This is a genomic window from Moorella glycerini (assembly GCF_009735625.1).
Classification (GTDB): domain Bacteria; phylum Bacillota; class DSM-521; order Neomoorellales; family Neomoorellaceae; genus Neomoorella; species Neomoorella glycerini.
Window position 1 is genome coordinate 1,894,331 of record NZ_CP046244.1, and the last position, 26,148, is coordinate 1,920,478.

Sequence of the window (26,148 nt, forward strand, 5' to 3'; positions counted from 1 at the left end):
TGAAGGGAGAACCTTTTGGGGGCCAGCGCCATAGCAAAGGTTTCCCCATAGGGATTCGTGCCAGGGAGGGCTTATCATTTGGACTGGCAGGAACTGGACAGGGAATTGGAACAAGGTAAGATAGCCCCGGTATATCTCTTTTATGGTAACGAGAGTTATCTCCTGGAGCGGGCTTTAAAAACCCTCCGGGAAAAGCTGGTCCCAGCAGAAGCGGCGGCCTTTGATTACCAGGAACTGGACGGCAGGGAGCTATCAGCAGGAAAGATAGTCCTCCTGGCCACTACCCTGCCGGCCCTGGCGCCCAGGCGCCTGGTGGTAGTAAAAGACCCGGCGGCAGAAATATTGAAGGCCGGGGAAGGGGACCTCCTGGCTTACCTGGAAAACCCGGCCCCGACGACCTGCCTGGCACTGGCAGTTAATGGCAGTATTGATAAACGCTTGAAGCTAGTGAAGCTAATCCAGCAGACCGGCCGGGTGGTAGAATTTTTACCCCTTAAGGCAGCAGAACTGGAGAAGTGGTTACAGCGGGAGGCCCGGGAGCAGGGTTATAATTTACACCCGGCGGCTGCCCGGGCCCTGGCCCAGGCCGGCGGGGGAGACCTGCGCCTGGCCAGGAATGAGTTATATAAAGTAATGACCTATACCGGGCAGCCGGGTACCATTACACCGTCAGATGTTGAGGCCCTGGTACCGGCCGCGGCTGCGGAAGCTACCATCTTCCAGTTAGTAGACGCCCTGGGGAACCGCAATGCCACCCTGGCCATTAACTCCCTGCGCCGGCTGCTGGAAAAAGGCGAGGCCCCGTTAAGCATCCTGGCCATGCTGGCCCGCCAGCTGCGCCTGATTTACCAGTACCACCTGGCGGCGGATAAAGGCGAGCTGGCCGCCAGGCTGGGAGTAAAACCCTTTGTCGTGCAGAAGGTGGCCGCCCAGGCCCGCAATTTTTCCCTGCCTGCTGCCGGCCGGGCCCTGGAGGAATTATTAAAGGTAGATACCGGGATCAAGACCGGGCAGGGTGGAGCCGGCCCCCTGCTGGAAAAAGCTATCTGGACTATTATTAAAGGGGAGCATTAATGCTCCCCCACCTTTACTCTTCACCAGCGGGTCGCTTCTGGTCCTTTTCCCGGACTGCTCCGGCAGTACTCCTGACGGTACCAGCTGCTCTAGTACCAGGGGTCGCAATTTCGGTAGCAAATTCATAGGCGGTACCCGGGGTACCTTCGGTAGCAATGCCCTTCCGGTTGGCTTCTTTTTCCGGCCGCTCTTTAGCGGTGCCAGGTTTTTCCGGCATAAATTAAAGTCCCCCCTTTCTGCAAGCCTGTTTTTATTATGGCATGATGAAGGGGGGAAAATTCCGGGTAAATTAAAAACCCCCTGGATAGGCGGGGGTTATGTTGCTCAAATTAAGCCATGGGATTAAGCCGACGTTTTGTTGAACAGGCGCTGCAGCCTTGATTTTTTCCGGGCGGCAGTGTTCGGGTGGAGAACGCCTTTGGTAACGGCTTTGTCGATGGTGCGAATGGCCTGGCGCAAATTTTCGGCAGCGGCACTATCGCCCTGTTCCAGGGCCGTCCGGAATTTTTTGATGGCCGTTTTCACGCGGGATTTGACGGCCTTGTTGCGCTCGGTACGAATGCGGGTCAGCTCTACGCGTTTAATGGCCGACTTAATGTTGGGCATCCCAGCTCACCTCCCGCCTTATTTTATCATGGCAACCTGGTAAAAGCAACATTTAACCGGATTGAGCCGGGTTCTCCCGCCGCAGGTCTTCGATAACTCCCGCCAGGACCCTGGCTATCAGGCGGGCGGAGCGTTCCGCCTCTTCCAGGGTATTATTATCGCTGCCAACTTCTAAGAGCAGGGCCCGGGGCAGGAGGTGCTGGTTGTAGCGGCCTTCCTGGACCCGGACACCCAGGCATAAACCGGGATAAAGTTCGTCCATTTTTTTAGCCAGCTGGTGGGCAAAGGCCTCATTCTGGCGCCAGTTGGGGTGTTCCAGGCGGGCATTGCTGCCGACGATAATGAGCACCTGGGCGACTTTCTGGTGGGCAATTTCCACTACCGGTGGTGCCGGCAGGCCGGCGTTGCGATGGATATCCAGGGCCACCAGGACGGAAGGGTTTTCCGCCAGCATTCTTTTCAGGGTTTTTTCGGAGTTGGCATAGGACCTGGTAAAGTCGGGATAATCATGGATGGTAGTTGAACGTACTACCGGGATGCCGTAATCTTTGCTTAAAGTTTCGGCCAGGACCGCCGCCACCTGGCTGACACCGCCGTTTTTCCCGGGAAATTTAGCCTGCCCCTCACTCGGCTGGTAGGATTCCGCATTGTGGGTGTTGTATATAGCAACCAGCGGGTTATCGGCGCTGGCGATCTCCCTTTCTGCCGGCGCTGGTGGGGCACTTTCCCCCGGCAGCGGCGGGGGCAACTCATACTCTTCCTCGGTAGTCAGCAAGGGCGTTACCCCGGCACTGCCGGGGAAAACTACCAGGGGTGAGGCCAGGACCCGGGCGGCGGCCGCCAGGTTTTTGCTGGAACTATCTTGCGGGCTGCTGGCCGCGCGTAAAGCAAGGGTCGGCAGGCCTTCGCTTAAAATGCCTTCCAGCAGGGGCAGGGGTAACCAGGCAGAATAACTTACGCCGGGGGATAGCTGGCGGCCGGCTTTAATCAAACGCCAGGTACCGGTAGCCAGGGAAAGAATAACCGCCACTGCCACGAATACTTTTACCAGGCGAGATAGAAAGATCCTGGCCTGCCAGCGGGTAATAACGTGAATCCGCAAACTTTCCGCCCCCTTGCTGGTAGCCATTTTATTCCTCCAGGGGATAATTTAGACCTGGGGACGGACCACGAGGGGCAATGTTAGGAGGCTGAGCAGTGACTGGGGCCCAACTTAAGGATCTTTTACAGGCTTATAAAAACGGGCAGGTTGACCTGGACACCGTCATGGGGCATTTAAAAAGTTTAAAGGAAGAAGACCTGGGCTTTGCCAAGGTCGATCACCACCGGGCTTTAAGGAACGGCTTTCCGGAGGTTATTTTCGGCCAGGGAAAAACAAAGGAACAGGTGGCGGCCATTGCCTCCCGCCTGGCGGCTGCCGGCTCAACGGTCCTGGTAACCAGGACTACCAGGGAAGTATACCAGGAGGTTGCCGCTCGCTTGCCGGCGGCCGAATTTAACGAACTGGCCCGGACCATCGTGGTGGCTGCCGGGGAGATCAAGCCTACCGGTGGTAGAGTGGCGGTTTTAAGCGCCGGGACGGCCGACCTGCCTGTGGCCGAAGAAGCAGCGGTGACGGCGGCGGTAATGGGCAATGAGGTGGAGAGAATTTACGATGTCGGCGTGGCCGGCATCCACCGCCTGCTGGGGCGGGTGGAACTGGTACGCCGGGCCGATGTGGTTATTGTCGTCGCCGGCATGGAAGGTGCCCTGGCCAGCGTCGTAGCCGGCCTGGTGGACCGGCCGGTGATTGCCGTGCCGACAAGCATCGGTTATGGGGCGAGTTTCGGCGGGCTGGCCGCCCTGCTGACCATGCTTAATAGCTGTGCTGCTGGCATTGGCGTCGTTAATATTGACAACGGTTTTGGCGCTGCCGCCCTGGCCACGGCTATCACCCGCCTGAAAAAAGTATAATTTACCTCCTTTTTGGGCAATGCTATAGGCGAACCCGTAGGAGGTGATAAATATGACTAACTGGGTAGGCGCCGTTGTCCGCTTTGTTGTCTCGGCCCTGGTGCTGATGCTGGTAGGTTTTATCCTTCCCGGCATTAGAGTAGCAGGTTTCACCGGTGCCCTGATTGCGGCCGTCGTTATAGCCATCCTGGGCTGGCTGGCAGAAGCCGTCCTTGGCAAGCGGATTTCCCCCCATGGTCGCGGCATTGTCGGCTTTATCGTCGCGGCAATAGTAATCTATCTGGCTCAATTTATTGTCCCCGCCTACTTAAGCGTGAATATCCTGGGTGCTTTACTGGCGGCTCTAGTTATCGGTGTAATTGATGCCTTTGTCCCTACCGAGCTACGCTAGGCAATGAGCTGCCGGGCGGGCCGGGCTTTTAGCCCGGCCCGCTTTCTGTGCGCCCGGCATGGGCGTTAACTTAGTGGTGAAAGTCCACTGCAGGCGAGGCAGCACCAGTCTGCTAGCCAAAGGCAAGGGTGTCCATCGCGAGGTGGGATCCGAAGGAAGCCGGAGGCAAAGCCACGGCCCGATGAACAAGAACCCCATACGAGGCTAGACCGTTCGGATAAGCTGGCGGAACACAGCGAAATCCCAGGCTGCCAAGGGACGGTAGAGTATATGGGGCGGGCACGGGGCGAAGGTTAACGCTCTTACCCGGGGAGGCCTGCCGGATAAGCCAGGGAGAGCTGGTAAACCGTATCGGAAGGTACGGCTGAACCGGCAGGAGTCAGCAGAGGGCATAGTACCCTGGGGGTCATGAACTCCAGGGGAAGGCCCGAACATCAAGTCAGAGGTGAAACCGGTGCGTTCGCGAGAAGGACAGAGACAGCAGAAAACCCCGCAAGGGGCCTGCCCGCGGGAAGAAGTGGTGAAGCCACGGGGGAGCGCGGGAGGGCCGAGTTCTTCTCCGGCACAAAGCGGGACGTCACCTCGCGGAGGCCAAGGTAGCGGCCTGATGGAGCAGGTGGTGGCCAGGGAGAACATGCTGGCCGCGCTGAAACGGGTAGAGCGGAACGGAGGCGCGCCCGGTGTGGACGGCATCCCGACCGAACGGTTGCGGGACCAAATACGCGCCGAGTGGCCGCGCATCCGGGAAGAACTGCTCGCGGGAACCTACAGACCGAAGCCCGTGCGCCGGGTCGAAATCCCGAAACCCGGGGGAGGCAAACGGATGTTAGGGATACCCACCGTAATGGACCGCCTAATCCAGCAGGCCCTCCTGCAAGTATTGACGCCCATCTTCGAACCGCAGTTCTCAGAGGCCAGCTACGGGTTCCGTCCCGGAAGGAAAGCCCATGATGCGGTAAAGAAGGCGCGGCAATACGTAGAAGAAGGATACGAATGGGCCGTGGACCTGGACATCGAGAAATACTTCGACCGGGTAAACCACGACATCCTCATGGCCCGGGTGGCCCGGAAAGTGGCAGATAAGAGGGTACTTACCCTTATCCGCCGCTATCTCCAGGCAGGCGTCATGGTAAACGGAGTGGTCATGGAGACGGCAGAAGGAACGCCCCAGGGCGGACCCTTAAGCCCGTTATTGGCCAACATACTCCTGGACGACCTGGACAAAGAACTGGAAAAGAGGGGCCACAAGTTCGTCCGTTACGCCGATGACTGCAACATCTACGTCAAAAGCAAACGGGCAGGAGAAAGGGTCATGGCCAGTATCCGCAACTTCCTGCAGGAGCGGTTGAAGCTCAAGATCAACGAGCAGAAGAGCGCGGTAGACCGGCCGTGGAAGCTGAAATTTCTGGGGTTCAGCATGTACAAACACAAGGCAGGAGTAATCCTTATCCGCCTGGCGCCGCAGACCATCGACCGGGTGAAAACGAAAATCCGGGAGATAACCGCCCGGAATAAACCCTTAAAGATGGCCGAGCGCATAGAGCGCCTGAACGCCTACCTGGGCGGCTGGATAGGGTACTTCGCCCTGGCCGACACGCCCAGCATCTTTAAGAACTTAGAAAGCTGGACGCGGCGGAGGCTGCGCATGTGTCTCTGGAAGCAGTGGAAGCGAGTACGGACCAGGTACCGCGAACTACGCGCATTGGGATTGCCGGAATGGGTAGTGCATGAATTCGCCAATGCCCGCAAAGGGCTGTGGCGGATGGCCCATGGGCCAATGAATAGAGCCCTGGGCAATGCCTACTGGCAATCCCAGGGCCTGATGAGCTTAACCGAGCGCTATTCTTATCTTCGTCAAGCTTGGTGAACCGCCGGATGCGGACCCGCATGTCCGGTGGTGTGAGAGGACGGGGGCTAGCCGCCCCCTCCTACTCGATGTGCGCCCGGCATGGGCGTTAACTTAGTGGTGAAAGTCCACTGCAGGCGAGGCAGCACCAGTCTGCTAGCCAAAGGCAAGGGTGTCCATCGCGAGGTGGGATCCGAAGGAAGCCGGAGGCAAAGCCACGGCCCGATGAACAAGAACCCCATACGAGGCTAGACCGTTCGGATAAGCTGGCGGAACACAGCGAAATCCCAGGCTGCCAAGGGACGGTAGAGTATATGGGGCGGGCACGGGGCGAAGGTTAACGCTCTTACCCGGGGAGGCCTGCCGGATAAGCCAGGGAGAGCTGGTAAACCGTATCGGAAGGTACGGCTGAACCGGCAGGAGTCAGCAGAGGGCATAGTACCCTGGGGGTCATGAACTCCAGGGGAAGGCCCGAACATCAAGTCAGAGGTGAAACCGGTGCGTTCGCGAGAAGGACAGAGACAGCAGAAAACCCCGCAAGGGGCCTGCCCGCGGGAAGAAGTGGTGAAGCCACGGGGGAGCGCGGGAGGGCCGAGTTCTTCTCCGGCACAAAGCGGGACGTCACCTCGCGGAGGCCAAGGTAGCGGCCTGATGGAGCAGGTGGTGGCCAGGGAGAACATGCTGGCCGCGCTGAAACGGGTAGAGCGGAACGGAGGCGCGCCCGGTGTGGACGGCATCCCGACCGAACGGTTGCGGGACCAAATACGCGCCGAGTGGCCGCGCATCCGGGAAGAACTGCTCGCGGGAACCTACAGACCGAAGCCCGTGCGCCGGGTCGAAATCCCGAAACCCGGGGGAGGCAAACGGATGTTAGGGATACCCACCGTAATGGACCGCCTAATCCAGCAGGCCCTCCTGCAAGTATTGACGCCCATCTTCGAACCGCAGTTCTCAGAGGCCAGCTACGGGTTCCGTCCCGGAAGGAAAGCCCATGATGCGGTAAAGAAGGCGCGGCAATACGTAGAAGAAGGATACGAATGGGCCGTGGACCTGGACATCGAGAAATACTTCGACCGGGTAAACCACGACATCCTCATGGCCCGGGTGGCCCGGAAAGTGGCAGATAAGAGGGTACTTACCCTTATCCGCCGCTATCTCCAGGCAGGCGTCATGGTAAACGGAGTGGTCATGGAGACGGCAGAAGGAACGCCCCAGGGCGGACCCTTAAGCCCGTTATTGGCCAACATACTCCTGGACGACCTGGACAAAGAACTGGAAAAGAGGGGCCACAAGTTCGTCCGTTACGCCGATGACTGCAACATCTACGTCAAAAGCAAACGGGCAGGAGAAAGGGTCATGGCCAGTATCCGCAACTTCCTGCAGGAGCGGTTGAAGCTCAAGATCAACGAGCAGAAGAGCGCGGTAGACCGGCCGTGGAAGCTGAAATTTCTGGGGTTCAGCATGTACAAACACAAGGCAGGAGTAATCCTTATCCGCCTGGCGCCGCAGACCATCGACCGGGTGAAAACGAAAATCCGGGAGATAACCGCCCGGAATAAACCCTTAAAGATGGCCGAGCGCATAGAGCGCCTGAACGCCTACCTGGGCGGCTGGATAGGGTACTTCGCCCTGGCCGACACGCCCAGCATCTTTAAGAACTTAGAAAGCTGGACGCGGCGGAGGCTGCGCATGTGTCTCTGGAAGCAGTGGAAGCGAGTACGGACCAGGTACCGCGAACTACGCGCATTGGGATTGCCGGAATGGGTAGTGCATGAATTCGCCAATGCCCGCAAAGGGCTGTGGCGGATGGCCCATGGGCCAATGAATAGAGCCCTGGGCAATGCCTACTGGCAATCCCAGGGCCTGATGAGCTTAACCGAGCGCTATTCTTATCTTCGTCAAGCTTGGTGAACCGCCGGATGCGGACCCGCATGTCCGGTGGTGTGAGAGGACGGGGGCTAGCCGCCCCCTCCTACTCGATGTTATAATAATAGAGCTAACCCACCAGTGAGACTTTTAAAAAAGGAAACCGGCGCCGCCAGTTTCCACGGGAATTTGGACATCAGACTTCATGCATCTTGCTTCCGACTTGCGTGGGGGAGGAAGTTATTTAGTGACAGAGCAAAAAAATATCCGTAATTTCTGCATCATTGCCCATATTGACCACGGCAAGTCCACCCTGGCCGACCGCCTCCTGGAGTATACCGGCGCTTTGAGCAAGCGGGAGATGGTGGACCAGGTTCTGGATACCATGGAACTGGAACGGGAGCGCGGCATCACCATCAAGCTCCAGGCGGTCCGCCTGAACTATAGAGCCCGGGACGGCCGGGAATATGTTTTAAACTTGATTGACACCCCGGGACACGTGGACTTTACCTATGAAGTATCCCGGAGCCTGGCGGCCTGTGAAGGTGCCCTGCTGGTGGTTGACGCGGCCCAGGGCATTGAGGCCCAGACCCTGGCCAATGTTTACCTCGCCCTGGAACACAACCTGGAAATTATCCCGGTTATCAATAAAATCGACCTGCCCAATGCTGAGCCGCAACGGGTACGCCGCGAGATAGAAGACGTCATCGGCCTGGACGCCGGTGAAGCCATCCTGGCCTCGGCTAAAACCGGGGTGGGGACGGAAGAGATCCTGGAGGCCATCGTCCGGCGCATTCCCCCGCCCCGGGGCGACCGGGAAGCGCCCTTAAAGGCGCTGATTTTTGATTCCATCTTTGATAGCTACCGGGGGGCTATCCCCTATATACGGATTGTCGAGGGCCAGGTGCAAAAGGGCGACCGCATCCGTTTCATGGCTACGGGGGCCGAATTTGAAGTTAATGAGGTGGGCATTTTCACCCCGGCGCCGCGGCAGGTCACAACACTAGCCGCCGGCGAGGTGGGCTTTCTCTCCGCCAGCATTAAAAATGTCAAGGATACCCGGGTCGGCGACACCATCACCAGCGCCACCCGGCCGGCCAGGGAGCCCTTGCCGGGCTACCGCAAGGTCATGCCCATGGTTTACTGCGGCCTGTTCCCGGTGGACTCGGAACAATTTGACAACCTGCGGGATGCCCTGGAAAAGCTACAGTTAAATGACGCCTCATTAAGCTTTGAGCCGGAAACCTCAGTGGCCCTGGGTTTCGGCTTTCGCTGTGGCTTCCTGGGACTGCTGCACATGGAGATTATCCAGGAGCGGCTGGAAAGGGAGTATGGCCTGGAACTCATAACTACCGCGCCCAGCGTAGTCTACCGGGTGGTGCGGACCGACGGCGGGGTGGAGATGGTTGACAATCCCACCGCCCTGCCGGCACCTAACTTGATTGACCATATTGAAGAGCCCTATGTCGAGGCCACCATCATGACGCCCAGGGAATATGTAGGGCCGGTAATGGAACTCTGCCAAGGAAAACGCGGTACTTTCCTTAATATGGATTACCTTTCCGAGAAAAGGGTGGCTTTAAAATACGACCTGCCGCTGGCGGAAATTATCTACGATTTCTTTGACCAGCTTAAGAGCCGGACGCGGGGCTATGCTTCCCTGGATTATGAAGTCAAGGGCTACCGGCCGGCGGAGCTGGTAAAGATGGATATCCTTATTAATAATGAAGTGGTGGATGCCCTGTCGGTAATCACCCACCGGGACCAGGCCTACCACCGCGGCCGGGCCCTGGTGGAACGCCTGCGCCAGCTGATCCCGCGCCAGCTCTTTGACGTGCCCATCCAGGCCGCCATCGGCAGCCGGATCATCGCCCGGGAAACCATCCCGGCGCTGCGCAAAAACGTCCTGGCCAAGTGTTACGGCGGCGATGTGACGCGGAAGCGCAAGCTCCTGGAGAAACAAAAGGAAGGCAAGAAGCGCATGAAACAGGTGGGCACGGTGGACATCCCCCAGGAGGCCTTTATGGCCGTGCTGAAGGTAGGGAAGTCGTAGGCTGTGGTCATCATATCTAAGACTGGCTTTAGTTTGGAGCGAGCGACTTGGCCCGAGCGGCGAATTGGCCTTGGTGAAGCCGAAGAGCGAGGGCGGGGCCGAGGACAGCGAGGCCTTCGGCCGGCCTTTGAGGCAAGGACGCCGAATAGGCCGGGAACCCCGCCTGAGCCTGAGGCTGAACCTTAGGCCAATCCGCAAGGGCCAGGGAGCGAGCGAAAACAAAGCCAGTCATATTTACATCCACATACCCTTCTGTATTCGCAAGTGCCATTACTGCGACTTCGTCTCCTATCCCAGCCGGTCACCGGAGGAAATGTCCGCCTACTGCCGCGCCCTGGAGCGGGAAATGGAGCTGATGTCCCAGAAGTGGCAGCCGGGGCCGGCGGCCACTGTTTATATCGGCGGCGGTACCCCGACCCTGCTCCCCGCTCGGGATCTGGAGCAGGTCCTGGAGGCAGCGGCCCGCTACTTCGGCCGGCAGCCGGGGGCAGAAGTTTCTATAGAGGCCAACCCCGGCACGGTAGATGAAGCTAAACTCCGGGACCTGCGGGCCGCTGGGGTGAACCGCCTCTCCCTAGGAGCCCAGGCCTTTGACGACGACCTCCTTGGTGCCATGGGCCGCATCCACCGGCGCCGGGACATCTACCAGGCCTGCGAGCTGGCGCGCCGGGCCGGCTTTAATAACATCAACCTGGACCTGATCTTCGGCCTGCCGGGCCAGACCCTGGACGGCTGGCGGGCTACCTTAAAGGAAGCCATTGCCCTGCAGCCCGAGCATATTGCCGCTTACAGCCTCCAGGTGGAGGAAGGTACGCCCTGGGGTAACCTGGCGGCTGCCGGCGAGTTACCCTTGCCCGGGGAAGAACTGGAACTGGCCATGTACCAGGAAGCCCGGGAAAGGCTGGCAGCTGCCGGTTACCGGCAATATGAAATATCCAACTTCGCCCGGCCGGGGTACCAGTGCCGCCACAACCTCACTTACTGGTTTAACCAGCCCTACCTGGGCCTGGGGGCGGCCGCAGCCTCCTCCTGGCAGGGCCAGCGCTGGCAGAATTTCAGCGACCTGCAGCTGTACCGGGACGCCTTATCCCGCGGCCAGCTACCCCGGGCGGAAATAGAAACCTTAACACCCCGCCAGCAGATGGCTGAAACCATGTTTATGGGCCTGCGCCTGCTGGCCGGCGTCGACTTGCAGGCCTTCCGGCAGCGTTTCGGGATTGACGCCCGGGAGATTTATGCCCGGGAGCTGGACCAGCTTTACCAGGTAGGACTGGTAGAGGAAAAAAACGGCCATTTAAGGCTCACCGAAAAGGGTTTGCCCCTGGCCAATGAAGTTTTTGTGCAGTTTGTCTCTAGTTCCTGTCCATCTTAAAAAGGCCAGGGGCCAGTACCTTTACCGCTACCGATGCGCCAGCACAAACAGCAAATGCGACCCTCCCATGAAGTTGCCGCCAGCAAGGGCTTCGCTGGCGGCATTATATTAGGGCCGGTTGGCCAGGGCAGGCAGCTTTTGCTTTTGTTTTGTATGCCAGTACAAAAATTAATGGGCAAGACTTGCAGACTGAGACAAAGGAAAGAGATCCAGGGATGTTGAAATAACCTTGTAATCAAGGCGATAATTCTTTTTATATATGTGAACGTTAGGACACTCGTAAATCTGAGGGGAGGTCGGCCCATGACCCCGGCGGACAACCTGGCCCGCAAGTGGGAAGGCATCCAGATCCTTTGCGAGGACAGGATGTTTGCTTATAACTTACTGCGCACCACCTTTATCCAGGAGCCTGCCCGGGAGTTCCTCGATCTCTTGGCGGGGGATGCCTTGATCCAGGTATTTCCCTTCACTGCAGAAAACCGGGAAATCGGGGCCGGGGTGGATCAGGTAAATAAATACCTGGAGAGGTATACCTCCCTGGCGGCGGACGGCCGGGGTGAAGAGTTGGAGAGGTTGCGGTGGGATTATACCCGGATGTTCGTTGGCCCCTACCAACTCCCGGCACCACCGTGGGAATCGGCCTATCTAAATGACGAGCGCCTTCTTTTGCAGGCAGAAACCCTGGCCGTCAGACGCGTCTATCTTAGTTACGGCTTTATCCCCAGGAACTATCACCAGGAGGCCGATGACCACCTGGGGCTGGAACTGGAATTCATGTTCCGGTTGAGCGAAATGGTGGCGGGGAAAATGGCCCTCAGGGATACTGCGGGAGCTGCGGCCATACTCAAAGACCAGGAGGCATTTCTGGCTGATCACATCCTGAAATGGGTGCCCCGGTTTGCCGGGGATGTAATGCATAGCTCGGCCACTGATTTTTACCAGGGGATGGCCCGCCTGCTGAAGGGATTTATCCATCTGGACCGGCAGGCCACAGCAGAACTTTTGCAGGCGATTGCTTGAGAGGGCGTAACGGGACTTTATCGGAGGTGAGGGGAGCATGAGTAATCTCATCGAAAAAGCCCTGGAATACAAAATGAACCGCAGGGCTTTCCTGAAATCGACGGCTGTTGCCTCGGCAGCCCTTACCCTGGCGGGCTGCAGCGGTGGTTTGACTCAAGTTTCCAGCGAAGAGGCGGCCCGGCTGGCCCGTAAGGAAGGCCGGTGGCTTTCCGCCGCCTGCTGGCATAACTGCGGCGGCCGCTGCCTGAATAAAGCCTATGTAGTTGACGGTGTGGTCGTGCGGCAAAAGACCGATGACACCCATCCCGACAGCCCTGATTTCCCCCAGCAGCGGGGCTGCGCCCGGGGTCGTTCCCAGCGCAAGCAGGTCTTCGGCGTCGACCGGCTGAAGTACCCCATGAAGCGCAAGCACTGGGAGCCGGGGGGCGGCAGGAAGGAACTCCGGGGCCGGGACGAATGGGTGCGCATTTCCTGGGATGAGGCCCTGGACATTGTAGCCGGCGAGATTAAAAGGATCAAGGAGAAATACGGCAGCAGGGCTATCTTTGTCGGCGGCGGCAATGAAATCAGCAATATCCTGGCCCTCTACGGCGGCTATGTATCCCATTGGGGTACTACCTCCTGGGGTTCCTGGCGTTACACCGGTGACATCATCGGCCTGGCGGATGGTTACTTTAATTTCAGCCACAACGACCGCTTTGACTTGCGCAATTCCCGGCTTATCGTCCTCTGGGGAGCCAACCCGGCCTGGAGCAGCCTGGGCAACCCCACCTATAACTACCTGCAGGCCAAAAAGGCCGGGGCTAAATTCATTTTTATCGACCCTATCTACACCGACGCGGCCCGGGTCCTGGGAGGGGAGTGGATCCCCATCCGGCCGGCTACCGACCACGCCATGCTCCTGGGTATGGCCTATACCCTGATTACAGAAGACGACCCGGGCACCAACCCGTTAATCGACTGGGACTTCCTGAACCGCTGCACCATTGGTTTCGATGCCGACCACATGCCGCCGGGGGTGGACCCCAAAGAAAACTTTAAAGACTATGTCCTGGGCACTTATGACGGCGTGCCCAAGACGCCGGAGTGGGCGGCGGAGATCTGCGGCGTCGACCCCGAAAGGATACGCAGCCTGGCCCGGGAGATCGCTACCACCAAAAGGGTCGCCCTCCTCACCGGCTGGGCGCCGGCCCGGGTCCGCAACAGTGATTCCTGGCCGCAGATGTTCATGACCCTGGGCTGCATGACCGGCCACATCGGCCAGCCGGGCCGGATGACGGGTGTCAGCTGCCATCGAAGCACCGCTGACGGCGGGCCGCCCCTGGTTCTCCCCGGCAGCAGCGGTTTGCCCGGCATTAAAAATCCAGTTGCCGACAGCATCAACGATAATGAGATTTGGGATGCGATTCTCAAAGGTAAATACACCGCCGGTTATAACGACATCCGGGAGATCAATATCCAGATGATCTACCACGGCGGCGGCGCCACCCTGCAGACCCGGGACGGGATGATTAAAGGCATTGAGGCCCATCGCAAGGTGGAATTTGTTGTTTCCCATTCCCAGTTCCTGACGACCAACTCCAGGTATGCCGACGTGGTTCTCCCGGTGACTACCGAGTGGGAACGGGAAGGGGGACTCCTTACCGGCAACCGGGAAATTTTAATCTACTACACTAAAATAACCGAACCGCTATACGAAGCCCGGGACGACCAGTGGATCGCTATCGAGATCGCCAGGAGGCTGGGCCTTGACCCCCGGCAGGCTTACCCAATCTCCCCCAAACAGCAGCTCTTCAACCAGCTGGCCGGGGCCAAGGTAATGAAGGAGGACGGTTCCGGGTTTGAGAAGCTGTTGACCATTACGGCAGCGGACATCGCCGCCTGGGGCGTCCAGGGCGAGCCCCAGCAGGGCCGGATCACTTTACAGGAATTCCAGGAGAAGGGGATTTACCAGGTACCCCGGAAACCCGGCGACAAACTGGGCTTTATCGCCCTGAAGGACTTCCGTGAGGACCCCCAGGGCCACCCCTTAAAGACTGCTACCGGTAAATTGGAGATTTATTCCCAGGCCCTGGCCAAAATGGTCAAGGATAAAGGCTGGACGGAAATCAGGCCCATACCAGCTTACAACCCGCCCCGGGAGGGTTATGAGGACACCTTTGCCGATTGGTCCAAAAAGATTAAGGGAGATTATCCTCTGCAGCTAATTACGCCCCATTATCTCCGGCGGTCCCACTCGGTCTTCGACAATATCCCCTGGCTGCGGGAGGCCTTCCCCAACCATGCCTGGATGAATCCAGTCGATGCCGCGGCGCGGGGGATTAAAGAGGGAGACACCATCCTGATAACCAGCCGGCACGGTAAGACTTTACGCCCGGTACACCTGACGGAACGGATAATGCCCGGGGTAGTCGCCTGTCCCCACGGCGCCTGGGTGGAGATGGACGAAAAGACGGGTATCGATAAAGCCGGTGCCGATAATATCCTCTGCGGGGCCATCCCTACGGGTCAGGGGACCTCGGGTTGGAACTCCTGCAATGTCCAGGTCGAAAGATGGACCGGGGCGCCCTTGCCGCCTGACGACCAATGGCCCCTGCGCATCGTTTTTTAGGGAGGCGGGATAATGGCTCAACTGGGCTTTTACTACGACATGACTGCCTGCATCGGCTGCAAAACCTGCCAGGTCGCCTGTAAAGATAAGAATAACCTGGAGGCAGGGGTGCTCTTCCGCCAGGTCTATACCGTAGAAGGCGGCAAGTTCCCGCACCCCTGGTTTTACCACATCTCCCTGGGTTGCAACCATTGCGCCCAGGCGCCCTGTGTCCGGAATTGTCCTACCGGCGCCCTCTATAAAAGGGAAGACGGCGTTGTCATGCAGGACCGGAATAAATGCATCGGTTGCCGCTACTGCGTCTGGTCCTGCCCCTACGGTGCCCCGCAATATATCGCGTCCGAGGGTAAAGTAGGCAAGTGTAACCTGTGCGCGGATTTAATTGACAGGGGCGAACAACCGGCCTGCGTCGCCGCCTGCATAATGCGCGCCCTGGACTGCGGCGATATTGAGGAACTGCGGCGGAAATACGGTGGCACGGCGGACATCAAAGGCCTGCCGGCCGCCAGTATAACCCATCCCTCTATTACCATTAAACCGGCCGATGCAGCCAGGAAATAAGAGCGGAAAACGGTCCCTTTAACCCCGGGGTGCCGGTGGCCATCAACAGGGGTGGCGAATGTGATTATTGATATCTGCCAGGAAACCCTGTCCCAGATCAAAAACCCTGCCCTGGCGAAATACGCCGGGATGTATACGCAGATTTACGAAGAATTTATGGAACAAGTCCGGAGTAGCGGTATAGACGTTGCCCGGGAGAATTGCCATAAAGAGACGCGGCGGCGAATAGAGGATTTGCGCCGGAAGGGTGTAGTCGTCCGCAACGACGCTAAGAGCCTGTATATCAACCGTATTTCCCCGGCGTGCCTGGCCTGCCAGAAGGGCGTGGGGAGCCTGACCTTTTTCATCTCCCTTCAATGCCACCGCCGCTGCTTTTTTTGCTTTAACCCCAACCAGGAGAATTACGATTACTACTCCCATAATAAAAGGGATTGCCTTCAGGAACTGGAGTTTTTACAAAAAACCGGCCGGGAAATAAACCACCTGGCCCTGACAGGGGGAGAACCCCTCCTCCACCCGGCAGAAACCCTGGCCTTCTTCCGCGCCGCCAAGGAGAAATTTCCAGGTGTTTATACCCGGCTCTATACGGCCGGCGACTTGGCCGGCAAAGAGATCCTGGCAGAATTGCAAAGGGCCGGCCTGGATGAAATCCGCTTTAGTATCAGGCTGCATGACCCGGAAGGGGTGCGGCGGCGTACTTACGAGCATATCGCCCTGGCCAGGAAGTATGTTCCCCGGGTAATGGTGGAAATGCCCGTCCTGCCCGGCACAGTTAAACCCATGCAGGAAGTTTTGCTGGAACTGGACCGCCTGGGCATCTTTGGCGTAAATTTGCTCGAGTTCTGTTTTCCCTTTAATAACGTGGAAATATACAACGAAAGGGGGTATAAGATCAAGACCCCCCCTTACCGGGTGCTTTACAACTACTGGTACGGCGGGGGGCTGCCGGTAGCCGGGAGCGAGCTGGATTGCCTGGAGTTATTAGCCTTTGCCCTGGAGAAGGGGTTGCAGCTGGGCGTTCACTACTGCTCCCTGGAAAATAAAAACACCGGCCAGATTTACCAGCAAAACTACGGCCAGGAAGTAGCCGCCACCCTGTATTTCTCGCCCCGGGATTACTTCTTTAAATCGGCCAAGGTGTTCGGTGACGACATTCCCCGGGTCCTGGAAGTCTTTAAGAAGATTAATTACGACCAGTATACCATCAATAAGCAATACCGTTATCTTGAATTTCATATCAGCAAGGTTCAAGAGCTGGCGGGACACGACATTGAGGTGGGTATTTCCACCAGCGTGATGGAGAAACGCCGGGACGGCAGCTACCTGCGGGAATTGAAGGTCGACCTGACGCGCCCGATAATATTTAATCCGGAAACCGACATTTAAGTCAAAAAGGAGGAGAGGGAGTATGGCTGAGGACACCAAACTGTGGCTCAAGCCCATCTCCAGGCGCAAGTTTTTAGCCCTCAGCGCGGCGGCGGCCGGCGGGGCGGCAGCCCTGGCAACCCTGTCATGGGACAGCAAGGCCGGGGCGGCAGGCGGTGGTGCTGCCGCTGCTACGGAGGAAACAATTATCCCCACCAGCTGCGTCCATAACTGCGGCGGCCGCTGTCCCCTGAATGCCCATGTTAAAGACGGTGTGATAACCTGGTTTACTTCCGATCAAGAAGGTAACGACAGTCCTGATTTTCCCCAGGCCCGCGCCTGCCTGAAGGGACGTTCCCAGAGGAAACGCCTCTACCATCCTGACCGGTTGAAATATCCCATGAAGCGGGTAGGTAAACGTGGCGAAGGCAAATTTGAAAGGATTTCCTGGGACGAAGCCCTGGATACCATTGCCGGTGAACTGCGACGCATCAAAAGCACCTATGGTAACGAAGCGATCTATATCAATTACGCCACCGGCATCTACGGCCAGATCAGCCAGTCCTGGATAACCCCGGCCTTTGGCGGGGCTTTGAAACGCTTTCTCAATATGTTTGGCGGCTTTCTCGGTTACTACAACACCTATAGCACGGCATGCTACAGCTATACAGCGCCGTTCACTTACGGGACGGTAGAGGGCGTAAGCCCGGACAACCTGCTGTATTCAAAGCTTATCGTCCTCTTTGCCGATAACTCGGCGGAAACCCGCATGGGCGGAGCCAATCACCATTATTTCCTGCTCCAGGCCAAAGAAAAAGGGGCGCGGATAATCGTAGTGGACCCGCGCTATACGGATACCGCGGTAAATGTGGCCGACGAATGGATCCCCATCCGGCCTACTACGGATAACGCCCTCCTTGCCGCCCTGGCCTACGTCATGATCACGGAAAACCTTCACGACCAGGCCTTTCTGGATAAGTACTGCCTGGGGTTTGATGAAGAGCACATGCCGCCTGATGTGCCTCCCGGCAACTCCTTTAAAAGCTATATCTTAGGTCTAGGTGAAGACAGGACGCCGAAAACGCCGGCGTGGGCGGAGGCCATTACCGGCGTGCCCCGGAACACCATCATTAAACTGGCGCGGCAAATCGCTACCATCAAGCCCTGCTGTCTCATCCAGGGCTGGGGTTGGCAACGCCACGCCTATGGCGAACAGCCGGTAAGGGGTTTACCGGTCCTGGCGGCCATGACGGGCAATATCGGCCTTAAGGGAGGGGGGCCGGGCCTGTACTACGGGGGCCACGGGGTGCCTGTAGCCTGGATGCCTGCGGGAGAAAATCCGGTCAAAGCTTCTATCCCCTGCTTCATGTGGACGGAGGCCATTGAGCGAGGCCATGAAATGACCGCTGCCGACGGGGTCAAAGGGGCAGATAAGCTCTCCACTGACATCAAGGTGGTCTGGAATTACGCCAGCAATACTTTGGTAAACCAGCATGCAGATGCCAACCGGACAGCCCGGATACTGTCCGATGAAAAGAAATGCGAACTAATAATAGTGCACGACATCTTCCTCACTCCCAGCGCCAGGTTTGCCGATATACTGCTGCCTGACGTCACCCACTTTGAACGGGAAGATATCGTTACTTTCGCCTCTGGCATCGGCTATGCTATTTACCATCAAAAGGTGATAGATCCACCCCATGAATGCCGGAGCCTCTACTGGGTCTGTAGCGAACTAGCCAAACGGCTGGGCTTTGGCGACAGGTACACCGAAGGGAAGACAGAAGAAGACTGGCTGCGCTATATTGTGGAGGAAACCCGCAAGGCGAATCCGGACTTCCCTACCTTTGAAGAATTCCGGCGCAAGGGTATTTATAAAGTGGCGCCCAGGGAACCCATTATCCCCTACAAAAAGCAGATTGAAGATCCGGCCAATAACCCCTTCAAGACGCCTTCGGGGAAGATAGAGATTTTCTCCCCCCGCCTGTGGGCCATGAACAACCCCCGGGAGATACCGGCCATCCCCAAATATGTCCCGGCCTGGGAGGGTCCGGAAGATCCCTTGAAGGAGAAATATCCCCTGCAGTGCATCAGTCCCCACTACAAGCGGCGGGTACATTCCACCTTCGATAATGTGGCCTGGCTGGAAGAGGCGGCCCGGCAAGAGCTATGGATAAACCCGGCAGATGCAGAGAAGCGGGGCATCCGGGACGGTGACCGGGTAAAGGTGTTCAACGACCGCGGTGCAACTATAACTTACGCCAGGGTAACCCCCCGGATTCTGCCCGGCGTGGTATCCTTACCCCAGGGCGCCTGGTGGACGCCGGATCCGGACGGGGTAGATACCAGGGGCTGCGTCAACGTCCTCACTAAATACCATCCCACGCCCCTGGCCCACGGCAACCCCCAGCACACCAACCTGGTGCAGGTGGTTAAAGCTTAAAGGCCGAAGCACCTGGATAAGCCAAAAAGATAAAAACAGAACGGAGGAGAAACTATGGCCGGACAGCTAGGTTTTCACGTCCAGCAGGACCGCTGTATCGGCTGCTTTACCTGCCAGATCGCCTGCAAGGATAAAAACGACCTGGAGGTAGGACAGCTCTTCAGGAAAGTCCATGAGATAGCCGGCGGCGGCTATACCGTGGTGGGCAACAACGCCGTTAAAGCCGACGTCTACGCCTACTGGATTTCAATAAGTTGCAACCACTGCCAGGAGGCGCCCTGCGTTAAGAACTGCCCCACCGGCGCTATGCAGAAGCGCCCGGAGGATGGGGTCGTCTTTGTCGATCAGAATAAATGTATCGGTTGCCGTTACTGCGTCTGGAGCTGCCCCTACGAGGCGCCCCAGTATAACCCCGAAAGCGGCAAGGTAGGCAAGTGCGACTTCTGCCGCGATCTCCTGGCCAAAGGGGAACAGCCGGCCTGCGTAACCGCCTGCCCCATGCGGGTACTGGATTTCGGCCCCCTGGACGAACTCAAGAAGAAATACGGCGGTACCAACCAGATCAAAGGCCTGCCTGACCCCAACCTTACCAAACCTTCAATTTTAATAACTCCCCACCGGGATGCAGCCCTGGGGAAATAGGAATGGGAGGAGAAGCTAATGGGTAAAGAATGGGCGCTGGTACTTTTCACCTTACTGGCCCAGATGAGCGTAGGTTTAATGGTCGTCGCCCAGGCCTTGAATTTAAAGCAGAGGGAAGGGCTCAAGCCGGTTCTCCTGTGGGTAGGCATCCTTATGGCGGCCAGCATGATTGTCTCTCTAGGACACCTGGGCAGCCCTGTAGGAGCGCCGCTGGCTGTTCTGAATTTGAAGACCTCGTGGCTCAGCCGGGAGATTTTCTTCTCGGCCGGGTTCTTCGTCCTGTGGCTGGTGAGTTACTATGTTGAGGTGCGCAGCGGGGCCGGTGAGGGGGCCAGGGCCGCCCTGGGCTGGCTGGCCGGCCTGTGCGGGATAATAGCCCTCGTCAGCATGGCCAACATCTATGTCCACACCATCCTGCCGGCGTGGGAGACGGCCTATACCCATATAGTCTTCTACAGTACGGCCCTGGTGCTGGGGGCCATCCTCTACGCCGTGCTGGCCTACCGGGCCCGGCAGGAAGGCCAGGGAAGCATGCTGAAAACAACGGTCATCCTGGCGGTCATCGGCGTGGCCCTGCAGCTGGTCAGCCTGCCGCCCTACCTGGCCAGCTTGAGCGCCGGACCGGTAGCGGCGCAGGAGAGTGCCCGCCTGCTCCTGGGAGCAGCGCCGGCCCTGGTATTGAGCCAGGCCCTGGCGATAATCGGTGGCCTTGTCTTTACCTTCCTGGCCCTGCGGGCGTACGGCGAAAATGGTTCGGCCCTGACGGGACAGTGGCTCTACGGCGCCCTGGCCCTCCTCATCCTGGCCGAACTAGCCAGCCGCTATCTTTTCTATGCCACCGGGGTCAGCATTATGGTCGGCCAGTTCTGAGTCAGGCTATCATATTATTACTTACGCCTGACTGACATTAACAAAGGATATGGCAGGTATCTTCTTCCACCTTCTTGACCGTGCGCAAGTAAAGTACGATAATATAAAGTGAGAATTTTAGTTTAGAAGCGGGCTGACCATGCCCGCTTTTTCAAAATGAGGGCGGGAAAACTCTGGAGACTATTGCCGGGAGCCTTTCAGGCCTATGCAACCATAACCTTGCCGGACCGCTGATTAACGGAGGTGGAGCTTGATGGCGCCGCGTTTTTACCGCCATACCTGCCCCCGGAATTGCTACAACACCTGCGGCCTGATCTCCCTGGTAGAAGGGGGAAAAATCAAGGAGCTGGCCGGCGATCCGGCCCACGGTTACAGCCGGGGACACCTTTGCCGTCTCGGCTACAGCTACCTGGAGATCTTCAACCATCCAGAGCGGGTGCTGCACCCTTTACGGCAGGAGCCCCGGGGTTCCGGCAACTGGCGCCGGATAGGCTGGGACGAAGCCCTGGCCCTCATTGCCGGTAAAATGCTGGACCTCAAGGGACGTTACGGTTCCTTTTTACCAGTCTTCTTTTACAGCAGTTCGGGTAACATAGGTCTCCTGCACCAGGCCTGGAACTGGCTGGCCCGCAGCCTGGGCGAGGTGACGGTAGCGTCGGGTTCCCTCTGCTGGAGCGCCGGCCTGGACGCCATGGTCTACGGTTACGGCACCCACAACCACCCCGACCCGGAGGTCATGGCCCGGGCCAGCTACCTGTTGCTCTGGGGGGCCAACCCGGCCTGGACGGCAGTCCACCAGATGGAATATATCTACCAGGCCCGGGAAAGGGGTGCCCGTCTGGTTGTTATTGATCCTGTTTTTACAGCCACGGCGGCCCGGGCCGACTTCTATGTCCAGATTAAACCCGGCAGCGACGGCGCCCTGGCTTTAGGACTGGCCCGCCATCTGTGGCAGAAAGGGTTGGTAGATAATTACTACCTGGAAAACCATGTGCAGGGATGGCCGGAGTGGCGGGAATACCTGGCCGGCCTGGATCCCGCGGAGCTGGCTGCAGCTTCGGGCGTGCCACCGGCCCTAATGGCCCGCCTGGCGGAGGAGTACGCCGCCGGCAACCCGGCGGCCATCTGGATAGGGATAGGCCTGCAGCGCCACATCAATGGCGGCCAGAACATTCGGGCCATCAACGCCCTGGCGGCCATGACCGGAAACCTGGGCCGGGAGGGGGGCGGCGTTTATTATGCCACCCCGGTAGTGAGCGAGCTTTTTACCACCTCCTGGCCGGGGTGGATGCGCCCTGCCGGCAGCGCAAGGCAAATACCTATCCATAATCTGGCCCGGGGCCTGAAGGAGGCAGACAATCCCCCGGTGAAAATGGCCCTCCTGGCCAATGCCAACCCCTTGAGCCAAAACGCTGTTACAGAAGAATTACATCGGACCCTGGCGAATCTGGAGCTGGTGGTCTTAAGCGGCCAGTTCCTGACCGAGACGGCGCGGGTGGCCGACATCTTCCTGCCGGCAACTACCTTTTTTGAAAGCTGGGATGTTGTTCCCAGCTACTGGCACCGCTGGATAGGGATCAATGAACCGGCCGTACCTCCCCGGGGTGAATGCCGCTCCGAACTCCAGATGGCGAGTGACCTGGCCAGGGTTCTAAAGCAAATGAACCCTGGAAGCTGTCCTTTTCCCACCGGTTGGACGGAAGAAGAGTGGCTGGAGCAGGTTTTTAACCCGGAGGTTTACCGGTTACTGGGGATAAACCATTACCGCGAACTCCTGGACGGCCCCAGGAAATTAAAACTGCCGGTCAATCCCTGGACCGGGGAGCGGTTCGCCACCCCTTCCGGGCGGTATGAAATCTTTTCGGACCGGGCGGCGACAGCCGGCCTGCTTCCCCTGCCGGTTTACCAGCCGGCAGCCGCAGGTACGGAGGCCTACCCCTACCGTCTTCTGACCCCTCACACCAGCGCCGGCTTGAACTCCCAGTTTTATAACCTCGACGACGTACCGGAAGCCTTGGCCCTGGTCGATCCCAGCCTGGCCAGGGAGCGGGGCCTGGCCGACGGCAGCCCGGCCCGCCTTTACAATGAGTTGGGAGAAGTTATAATCACGGTGGGCATAACTGAACTGGTGCCGCCGCAAACTATCCTCTGCCACCAGCGGCCCCTGCCCGGAGGCCAGGCTATCAACGACCTTACCCCGCCCCTGGCCACTGATATGGGAAGCATCACCAGCGGCGGCCCCGCCTTGGCCTATTATGACACCTTTGTCAATATCGCCCCGGTGTAGGAAAGACCGGCGGGCAGGTTCCCTGAAGGCGCGCTTGCGCCTTGACTAAGAAGAGCAGAGCAGACCGAGGAAAAAAGCGAGGTCGAAGTTTCAAGTTTCACGGCCCGCAGGGCCGGGTTTAGCCGCGCCCGAGACCTGCGGAGCTTGAACAAGTATAGGGGCGCAACAGCGCCTGAAGGGAACCTGCCCTACCAGGTAGCACAATGACTTGATAAGCATTTTCGGAGGGGGGTGCGAAGGATGCGACTGGGTTTTTTCCTGGACCTGAACCGTTGCCTTGGTTGCCGGGCCTGTGAGGGGGCCTGCCAGCACTGGAAGGGTCTCGGGTTTCCCCTGCGGCAGGTGCGGACCTTTGCCGGCCAGGTAAGGGGCCGGTGGCAGGAATATTATCTCTCCCTGGCCTGCAACCATTGTGAAAACCCCGAGTGTTTCCGGGTCTGTCCCGAACGCACCTATAACAAGCGACGGGACGGCATCGTCCTGCATAACAGCGGGCGGTGCAGAGGTTGTAACCGTTGCGTCCGCGCCTGCCCCTTCGGGGCTCCCCGTTACAACCTGACAACAGGGAAAGTTGAAAAGTGTGACCTCTGCGTAGAGAGAATAGAAAATGGCCTGCCACCGGCCTGCGTTGAAGCCTGTCCGGTCAAGGCCCTGCAGGTGTTACAATTAGATGAGGGTAAGGAACTGGGAGAGAAGTGGGTACCGGGGCTGGCTGACGTCAACATCACCCGACCCACCCTGCGCCTGAAGGCTCCGGAGGAAGGGGAAAGGTTCTTTCTTGTTGGTTAATACAAATATCAACGGTGATTTTTGTATGGAACCACAAAAATGGTGCCGTTTTCTGGAGATGGCTGCTGCGGGCAAGGGCCTGGTTTCCATTGCCCGCCTCCTGGCGGAGGTTAGCGGGCGGCCCGCTGTAGTCTGCGACCTTACCCTGCGCATCCTGGCCAGCCAGGCGCCGCCGGGTAAGACCCTGAACTTTGGTGATTACCTGCCAGTGGAACTCCCCCGGGAGACAGTAGAGGGGGCGTTTTATCGCGGCCGTTTACAGGAAGCCGGTACAGGAATATTCTTTCTCATGCTCCCCATTGGTGAGGTTACGCTGTATGGTTACCTCTTTCTCCTGGAGGTGGCCGAGGACTGGCACCCTTACCGGGAGCCCCTGAAAGCAGCCGCTCTGGCGGCCATGATTGAGATGTCCCGGGCCCGCATAGCCCAGGAAACCGAGAGGCGTTACCGGAATGAATTCATCCAGGATATCCTGTATAATAATTTACCAAACCGGGAAGCCATAGTCAACAGGGGCCGCCTCTGGGGCTGGGACTTAACCCGGCCCCATTTACTGGTGGTCCTCTCCCTGGACCGGCAGGACCAGCAGGAAAGAGACGAAACCCTGTGGGAACGGTGGCGCCAGTTAATGCAGTCTCACCTGAAACAACAGGCGCCGGAGATTATCCTTGCTGATCGCAGTGACCAGCTAATTCTCTTAATACCGTTCGCTACAAATGAAGCAGGGGTTAATAAAGGCAAAATCGCCGGACTGGTTAAATCCCTGCAAAAATCGACTGCCGCTCACCTGGACGGCAGGACCTTCTCCGCCGGGGTCGGGCGCTTTTACGAAAACGTAGCCGATCTCTACCGGGCCTACCAGGAAGCCAAGGTGGCCCTGGAGATCAGCCGCCTCCTGCGGCGTCGAGGAGTCTTGACCTTTTTTGATGAACTAGGGGTCCTGCGATTGATCTTTAACCAGGGGGAACAGGAACTGGAGGACTATTATGAAGAAACCTTAGGCGCTCTCCAGAAATATGATGCCGAGCATAACGCCAATCTTTTGGAAACCCTGGCTTCCTACCTGTACGCCTCCGGAGACCACAACCGTGCGGCGAAGGATATGTTCATCCACGTCAATACCCTGCGCTACCGCCTGAAAAAGATAGAAGAGCTCCTGGGCCAGGACCTGCGCCGGATTGAGGTTCTGGTCAACCTGTATACCGCCCTCCAGGTTAAGGTTATGCTCGGCCGGTGAAGGTGTATCGTTACTTTCACTTGACAAAAGCCAGGGCCGGTGGTATGTTTTAAGTAAGCTCTTAGCACTCTGGCCTTAAGAGTGCTAATAAGAAGGTGAGAACATGCGGATGGATGAGCGGAAAAAACAGGTCCTGGCCGCCATTGTCCAGGATTATATCCTTACCGGCGAACCGGTAGGCTCGCGCACCATTGCCCGGCGGTACAACCTGGGGGTAAGTCCGGCCACCATCCGGAATGAGATGGCCGACCTGGAGGAAATGGGCTTGCTGGAGCAACCCCATACCTCGGCCGGCCGTATACCTTCGGACTACGGTTATCGTTACTACGTTGACTGCCTTATGGAGCCGGAAAAATTAACCCCGGCGGAAGAAGAATACGTGCGCAAGCGCTATAACCAAAAAATGCTGGAAATCGAGCAGGTCCTGGAGGAAACGGCCCGTTTACTTTCCGAGATGACCGCCTATACGGCAATTGCCCTGGGACCCAACCAGAACAATGCCATCCTGGAGCAGGTGCAGATTTTACCTGTCCATTCAACCAACAAGGCCCTGCTGGTAGCGATTACCAGCACCGGTATGGTTGAGCACCGGATCTTTACCATTCCCGTCAATGTAACCCCGGAGGATCTTACCCGTATCTCCCGGGTTCTCAATGCCAGCCTGCAGGGTATAGCCCTGGAAGAGCTGCGCCAGGCAGTGTTGAGGGATATCTACCGGGAAGTAGCCCAGCACCGGGGTTTAATCAAACAGGTGATTGACCTTTTGCAACAAATCCTGGCCCTGGAAGGCGGCGAGAAGGTTTACCTGGAAGGCATCCTCAACATTTTAAGCCAGCCGGAGTTTAAAAATTTAGAGAAGGTCAAGGAAATCCTGGCTTTTCTCGAGCGGGAAGAGGCCCTGCGGCGTATTTTTAAAGCCACTCCGGCAAGCGGCCTGACGATCAGGATCGGCCAGGAGAATAAAGAAGAAGGCATTGATAAATGCAGTGTAGTAACGATTAGCTATGCCGTCGAAGGGAAAATAATGGGTAAAGTGGGCTTACTCGGACCAACGCGGATGCACTATTCCCGGGTTATATCGGTCCTCCAGTGTGTGGCCGATAGCTTGTCCCGGTCCTTGAAGCAATTTTACCGCTGAGTTTCAGGGCCACCTGGATCAGGC

Annotated in this window: 21 protein-coding genes; 18 read left to right on the top strand and 3 right to left on the bottom strand. The window is 58.0% G+C overall.

Translation table 11 applies throughout. The annotated features are described in order from the left end of the window. Window positions 1-78 precede the first annotated feature (78 nt). Window positions 79-1,074, top strand: a complete 996-nt coding sequence (holA, locus tag MGLY_RS09275) for a DNA polymerase III subunit delta (RefSeq protein WP_156273263.1) — start codon at window positions 79-81, stop codon at window positions 1,072-1,074. A gap of 13 nt (window positions 1,075-1,087) precedes the next feature. Here the strand turns inward: holA and MGLY_RS09280 are convergent, their stop codons facing one another. From MGLY_RS09280 to spoIIP, 3 genes are all read right to left on the bottom strand, one after another. Beyond that, window positions 1,088-1,291, bottom strand: coding sequence for a hypothetical protein (locus tag MGLY_RS09280; RefSeq protein WP_156273265.1), 204 nt, complete (start codon window positions 1,289-1,291; stop codon window positions 1,088-1,090). 125 nt (window positions 1,292-1,416) lie between these two features. Next, on the bottom strand, window positions 1,417-1,680 hold the full coding sequence (gene rpsT / locus MGLY_RS09285) for a 30S ribosomal protein S20 (protein WP_054937301.1): 264 nt from the start codon (window positions 1,678-1,680) through the stop codon (window positions 1,417-1,419). A gap of 52 nt (window positions 1,681-1,732) precedes the next feature. Next, the gene (gene spoIIP / locus MGLY_RS09290; protein WP_170291002.1) at window positions 1,733-2,809 is read right to left on the bottom strand and encodes a stage II sporulation protein P; all 1,077 of its coding nucleotides are present in this window, start codon (window positions 2,807-2,809) and stop codon (window positions 1,733-1,735) included. Between the two features lie 68 nt (window positions 2,810-2,877). On the opposite strand from spoIIP, the gene larB reads away from it, so the two are divergent. From larB to hrcA, 17 genes are all read left to right on the top strand, one after another. Then, window positions 2,878-3,633 carry a nickel pincer cofactor biosynthesis protein LarB gene (gene larB, locus MGLY_RS09295; protein WP_156273267.1) on the top strand — a complete coding sequence of 252 codons (756 nt, stop codon included), beginning with the start codon at window positions 2,878-2,880 and terminating at the stop codon, window positions 3,631-3,633. Between the two features lie 52 nt (window positions 3,634-3,685). Further along, window positions 3,686-4,024 carry a phage holin family protein gene (locus MGLY_RS09300; RefSeq protein ID WP_054937298.1) on the top strand — a complete coding sequence of 113 codons (339 nt, stop codon included), beginning with the start codon at window positions 3,686-3,688 and terminating at the stop codon, window positions 4,022-4,024. 607 nt (window positions 4,025-4,631) lie between these two features. After that, window positions 4,632-5,891, top strand: a complete 1,260-nt coding sequence (gene ltrA, locus MGLY_RS09305) for a group II intron reverse transcriptase/maturase (RefSeq protein ID WP_277997837.1) — start codon at window positions 4,632-4,634, stop codon at window positions 5,889-5,891. 630 nt (window positions 5,892-6,521) lie between these two features. Next, window positions 6,522-7,781, top strand: coding sequence for a group II intron reverse transcriptase/maturase (ltrA, locus tag MGLY_RS09310; protein ID WP_277997837.1), 1,260 nt, complete (start codon window positions 6,522-6,524; stop codon window positions 7,779-7,781). A gap of 202 nt (window positions 7,782-7,983) precedes the next feature. Beyond that, window positions 7,984-9,789, top strand: coding sequence for a translation elongation factor 4 (gene lepA, locus MGLY_RS09315; protein WP_277997838.1), 1,806 nt, complete (start codon window positions 7,984-7,986; stop codon window positions 9,787-9,789). A 190-nt stretch (window positions 9,790-9,979) separates the two neighbouring features. After that, window positions 9,980-11,161, top strand: coding sequence for a radical SAM family heme chaperone HemW (gene hemW, locus MGLY_RS09320; protein ID WP_156276339.1), 1,182 nt, complete (start codon window positions 9,980-9,982; stop codon window positions 11,159-11,161). 303 nt (window positions 11,162-11,464) lie between these two features. After that, complete coding sequence (locus MGLY_RS09325; RefSeq protein WP_156273271.1) at window positions 11,465-12,181, top strand: TorD/DmsD family molecular chaperone; 717 nt, start codon at window positions 11,465-11,467, stop codon at window positions 12,179-12,181. Between the two features lie 37 nt (window positions 12,182-12,218). Then, window positions 12,219-14,792, top strand: coding sequence for a dimethyl sulfoxide reductase subunit A (locus MGLY_RS09330; protein ID WP_156273273.1), 2,574 nt, complete (start codon window positions 12,219-12,221; stop codon window positions 14,790-14,792). A gap of 12 nt (window positions 14,793-14,804) precedes the next feature. After that, on the top strand, window positions 14,805-15,353 hold the full coding sequence (locus MGLY_RS09335; RefSeq protein WP_156273275.1) for a DMSO/selenate family reductase complex B subunit: 549 nt from the start codon (window positions 14,805-14,807) through the stop codon (window positions 15,351-15,353). Window positions 15,354-15,413: 60 nt separating this feature from the next. Further along, on the top strand, window positions 15,414-16,739 hold the full coding sequence (locus tag MGLY_RS09340; RefSeq protein ID WP_156276341.1) for a radical SAM protein: 1,326 nt from the start codon (window positions 15,414-15,416) through the stop codon (window positions 16,737-16,739). Between the two features lie 22 nt (window positions 16,740-16,761). Further along, window positions 16,762-19,161 (top strand): DMSO/selenate family reductase complex A subunit, encoded by a 2,400-nt coding sequence (locus tag MGLY_RS09345; protein ID WP_156273277.1) that lies wholly within the window; start codon window positions 16,762-16,764, stop codon window positions 19,159-19,161. A gap of 54 nt (window positions 19,162-19,215) precedes the next feature. Continuing rightward, complete coding sequence (locus tag MGLY_RS09350; RefSeq protein WP_156271741.1) at window positions 19,216-19,803, top strand: DMSO/selenate family reductase complex B subunit; 588 nt, start codon at window positions 19,216-19,218, stop codon at window positions 19,801-19,803. Between the two features lie 18 nt (window positions 19,804-19,821). Then, window positions 19,822-20,673 (top strand): dimethyl sulfoxide reductase anchor subunit family protein, encoded by an 852-nt coding sequence (locus tag MGLY_RS09355; protein ID WP_156271739.1) that lies wholly within the window; start codon window positions 19,822-19,824, stop codon window positions 20,671-20,673. A gap of 253 nt (window positions 20,674-20,926) precedes the next feature. Continuing rightward, entirely contained in the window at window positions 20,927-22,960 is a 2,034-nt protein-coding gene (locus MGLY_RS09360) for a molybdopterin-dependent oxidoreductase (protein WP_156273279.1), read from the top strand. A gap of 240 nt (window positions 22,961-23,200) precedes the next feature. After that, on the top strand, window positions 23,201-23,749 hold the full coding sequence (locus tag MGLY_RS09365; protein WP_156273281.1) for a 4Fe-4S dicluster domain-containing protein: 549 nt from the start codon (window positions 23,201-23,203) through the stop codon (window positions 23,747-23,749). Between the two features lie 25 nt (window positions 23,750-23,774). After that, entirely contained in the window at window positions 23,775-24,986 is a 1,212-nt protein-coding gene (locus MGLY_RS09370) for a PucR family transcriptional regulator (protein WP_156273283.1), read from the top strand. Window positions 24,987-25,089: 103 nt separating this feature from the next. Next, window positions 25,090-26,124: a heat-inducible transcriptional repressor HrcA gene (gene hrcA / locus MGLY_RS09375; protein ID WP_156273285.1), complete on the top strand. Its 1,035-nt coding sequence runs from the start codon at window positions 25,090-25,092 to the stop codon at window positions 26,122-26,124. Window positions 26,125-26,148: the final 24 nt, after the last annotated feature.

What these genes read in the sequence shown, in the direction of transcription:
- MGLY_RS09280 (WP_156273265.1), bottom strand. Translation starts at nt 1,291, where the DNA reads ATGCCGGAAAAACCTGGCACCGCTAAAGAGCGGCCGGAAAAAGAAGCC.
- rpsT (WP_054937301.1), bottom strand. Translation starts at nt 1,680, where the DNA reads ATGCCCAACATTAAGTCGGCCATTAAACGCGTAGAGCTGACCCGCATT.
- spoIIP (WP_170291002.1), bottom strand. Translation starts at nt 2,809, where the DNA reads ATGGCTACCAGCAAGGGGGCGGAAAGTTTGCGGATTCACGTTATTACC.
- MGLY_RS09300 (WP_054937298.1), top strand. Translation starts at nt 3,686, where the DNA reads ATGACTAACTGGGTAGGCGCCGTTGTCCGCTTTGTTGTCTCGGCCCTG.
- ltrA (WP_277997837.1), top strand. Translation starts at nt 4,632, where the DNA reads ATGGAGCAGGTGGTGGCCAGGGAGAACATGCTGGCCGCGCTGAAACGG.
- ltrA (WP_277997837.1), top strand. Translation starts at nt 6,522, where the DNA reads ATGGAGCAGGTGGTGGCCAGGGAGAACATGCTGGCCGCGCTGAAACGG.
- MGLY_RS09325 (WP_156273271.1), top strand. Translation starts at nt 11,465, where the DNA reads ATGACCCCGGCGGACAACCTGGCCCGCAAGTGGGAAGGCATCCAGATC.
- MGLY_RS09330 (WP_156273273.1), top strand. Translation starts at nt 12,219, where the DNA reads ATGAGTAATCTCATCGAAAAAGCCCTGGAATACAAAATGAACCGCAGG.
- MGLY_RS09335 (WP_156273275.1), top strand. Translation starts at nt 14,805, where the DNA reads ATGGCTCAACTGGGCTTTTACTACGACATGACTGCCTGCATCGGCTGC.
- MGLY_RS09345 (WP_156273277.1), top strand. Translation starts at nt 16,762, where the DNA reads ATGGCTGAGGACACCAAACTGTGGCTCAAGCCCATCTCCAGGCGCAAG.
- MGLY_RS09350 (WP_156271741.1), top strand. Translation starts at nt 19,216, where the DNA reads ATGGCCGGACAGCTAGGTTTTCACGTCCAGCAGGACCGCTGTATCGGC.
- MGLY_RS09355 (WP_156271739.1), top strand. Translation starts at nt 19,822, where the DNA reads ATGGGTAAAGAATGGGCGCTGGTACTTTTCACCTTACTGGCCCAGATG.
- MGLY_RS09360 (WP_156273279.1), top strand. Translation starts at nt 20,927, where the DNA reads ATGGCGCCGCGTTTTTACCGCCATACCTGCCCCCGGAATTGCTACAAC.
- MGLY_RS09365 (WP_156273281.1), top strand. Translation starts at nt 23,201, where the DNA reads ATGCGACTGGGTTTTTTCCTGGACCTGAACCGTTGCCTTGGTTGCCGG.
- MGLY_RS09370 (WP_156273283.1), top strand. Translation starts at nt 23,775, where the DNA reads ATGGAACCACAAAAATGGTGCCGTTTTCTGGAGATGGCTGCTGCGGGC.
- hrcA (WP_156273285.1), top strand. Translation starts at nt 25,090, where the DNA reads ATGCGGATGGATGAGCGGAAAAAACAGGTCCTGGCCGCCATTGTCCAG.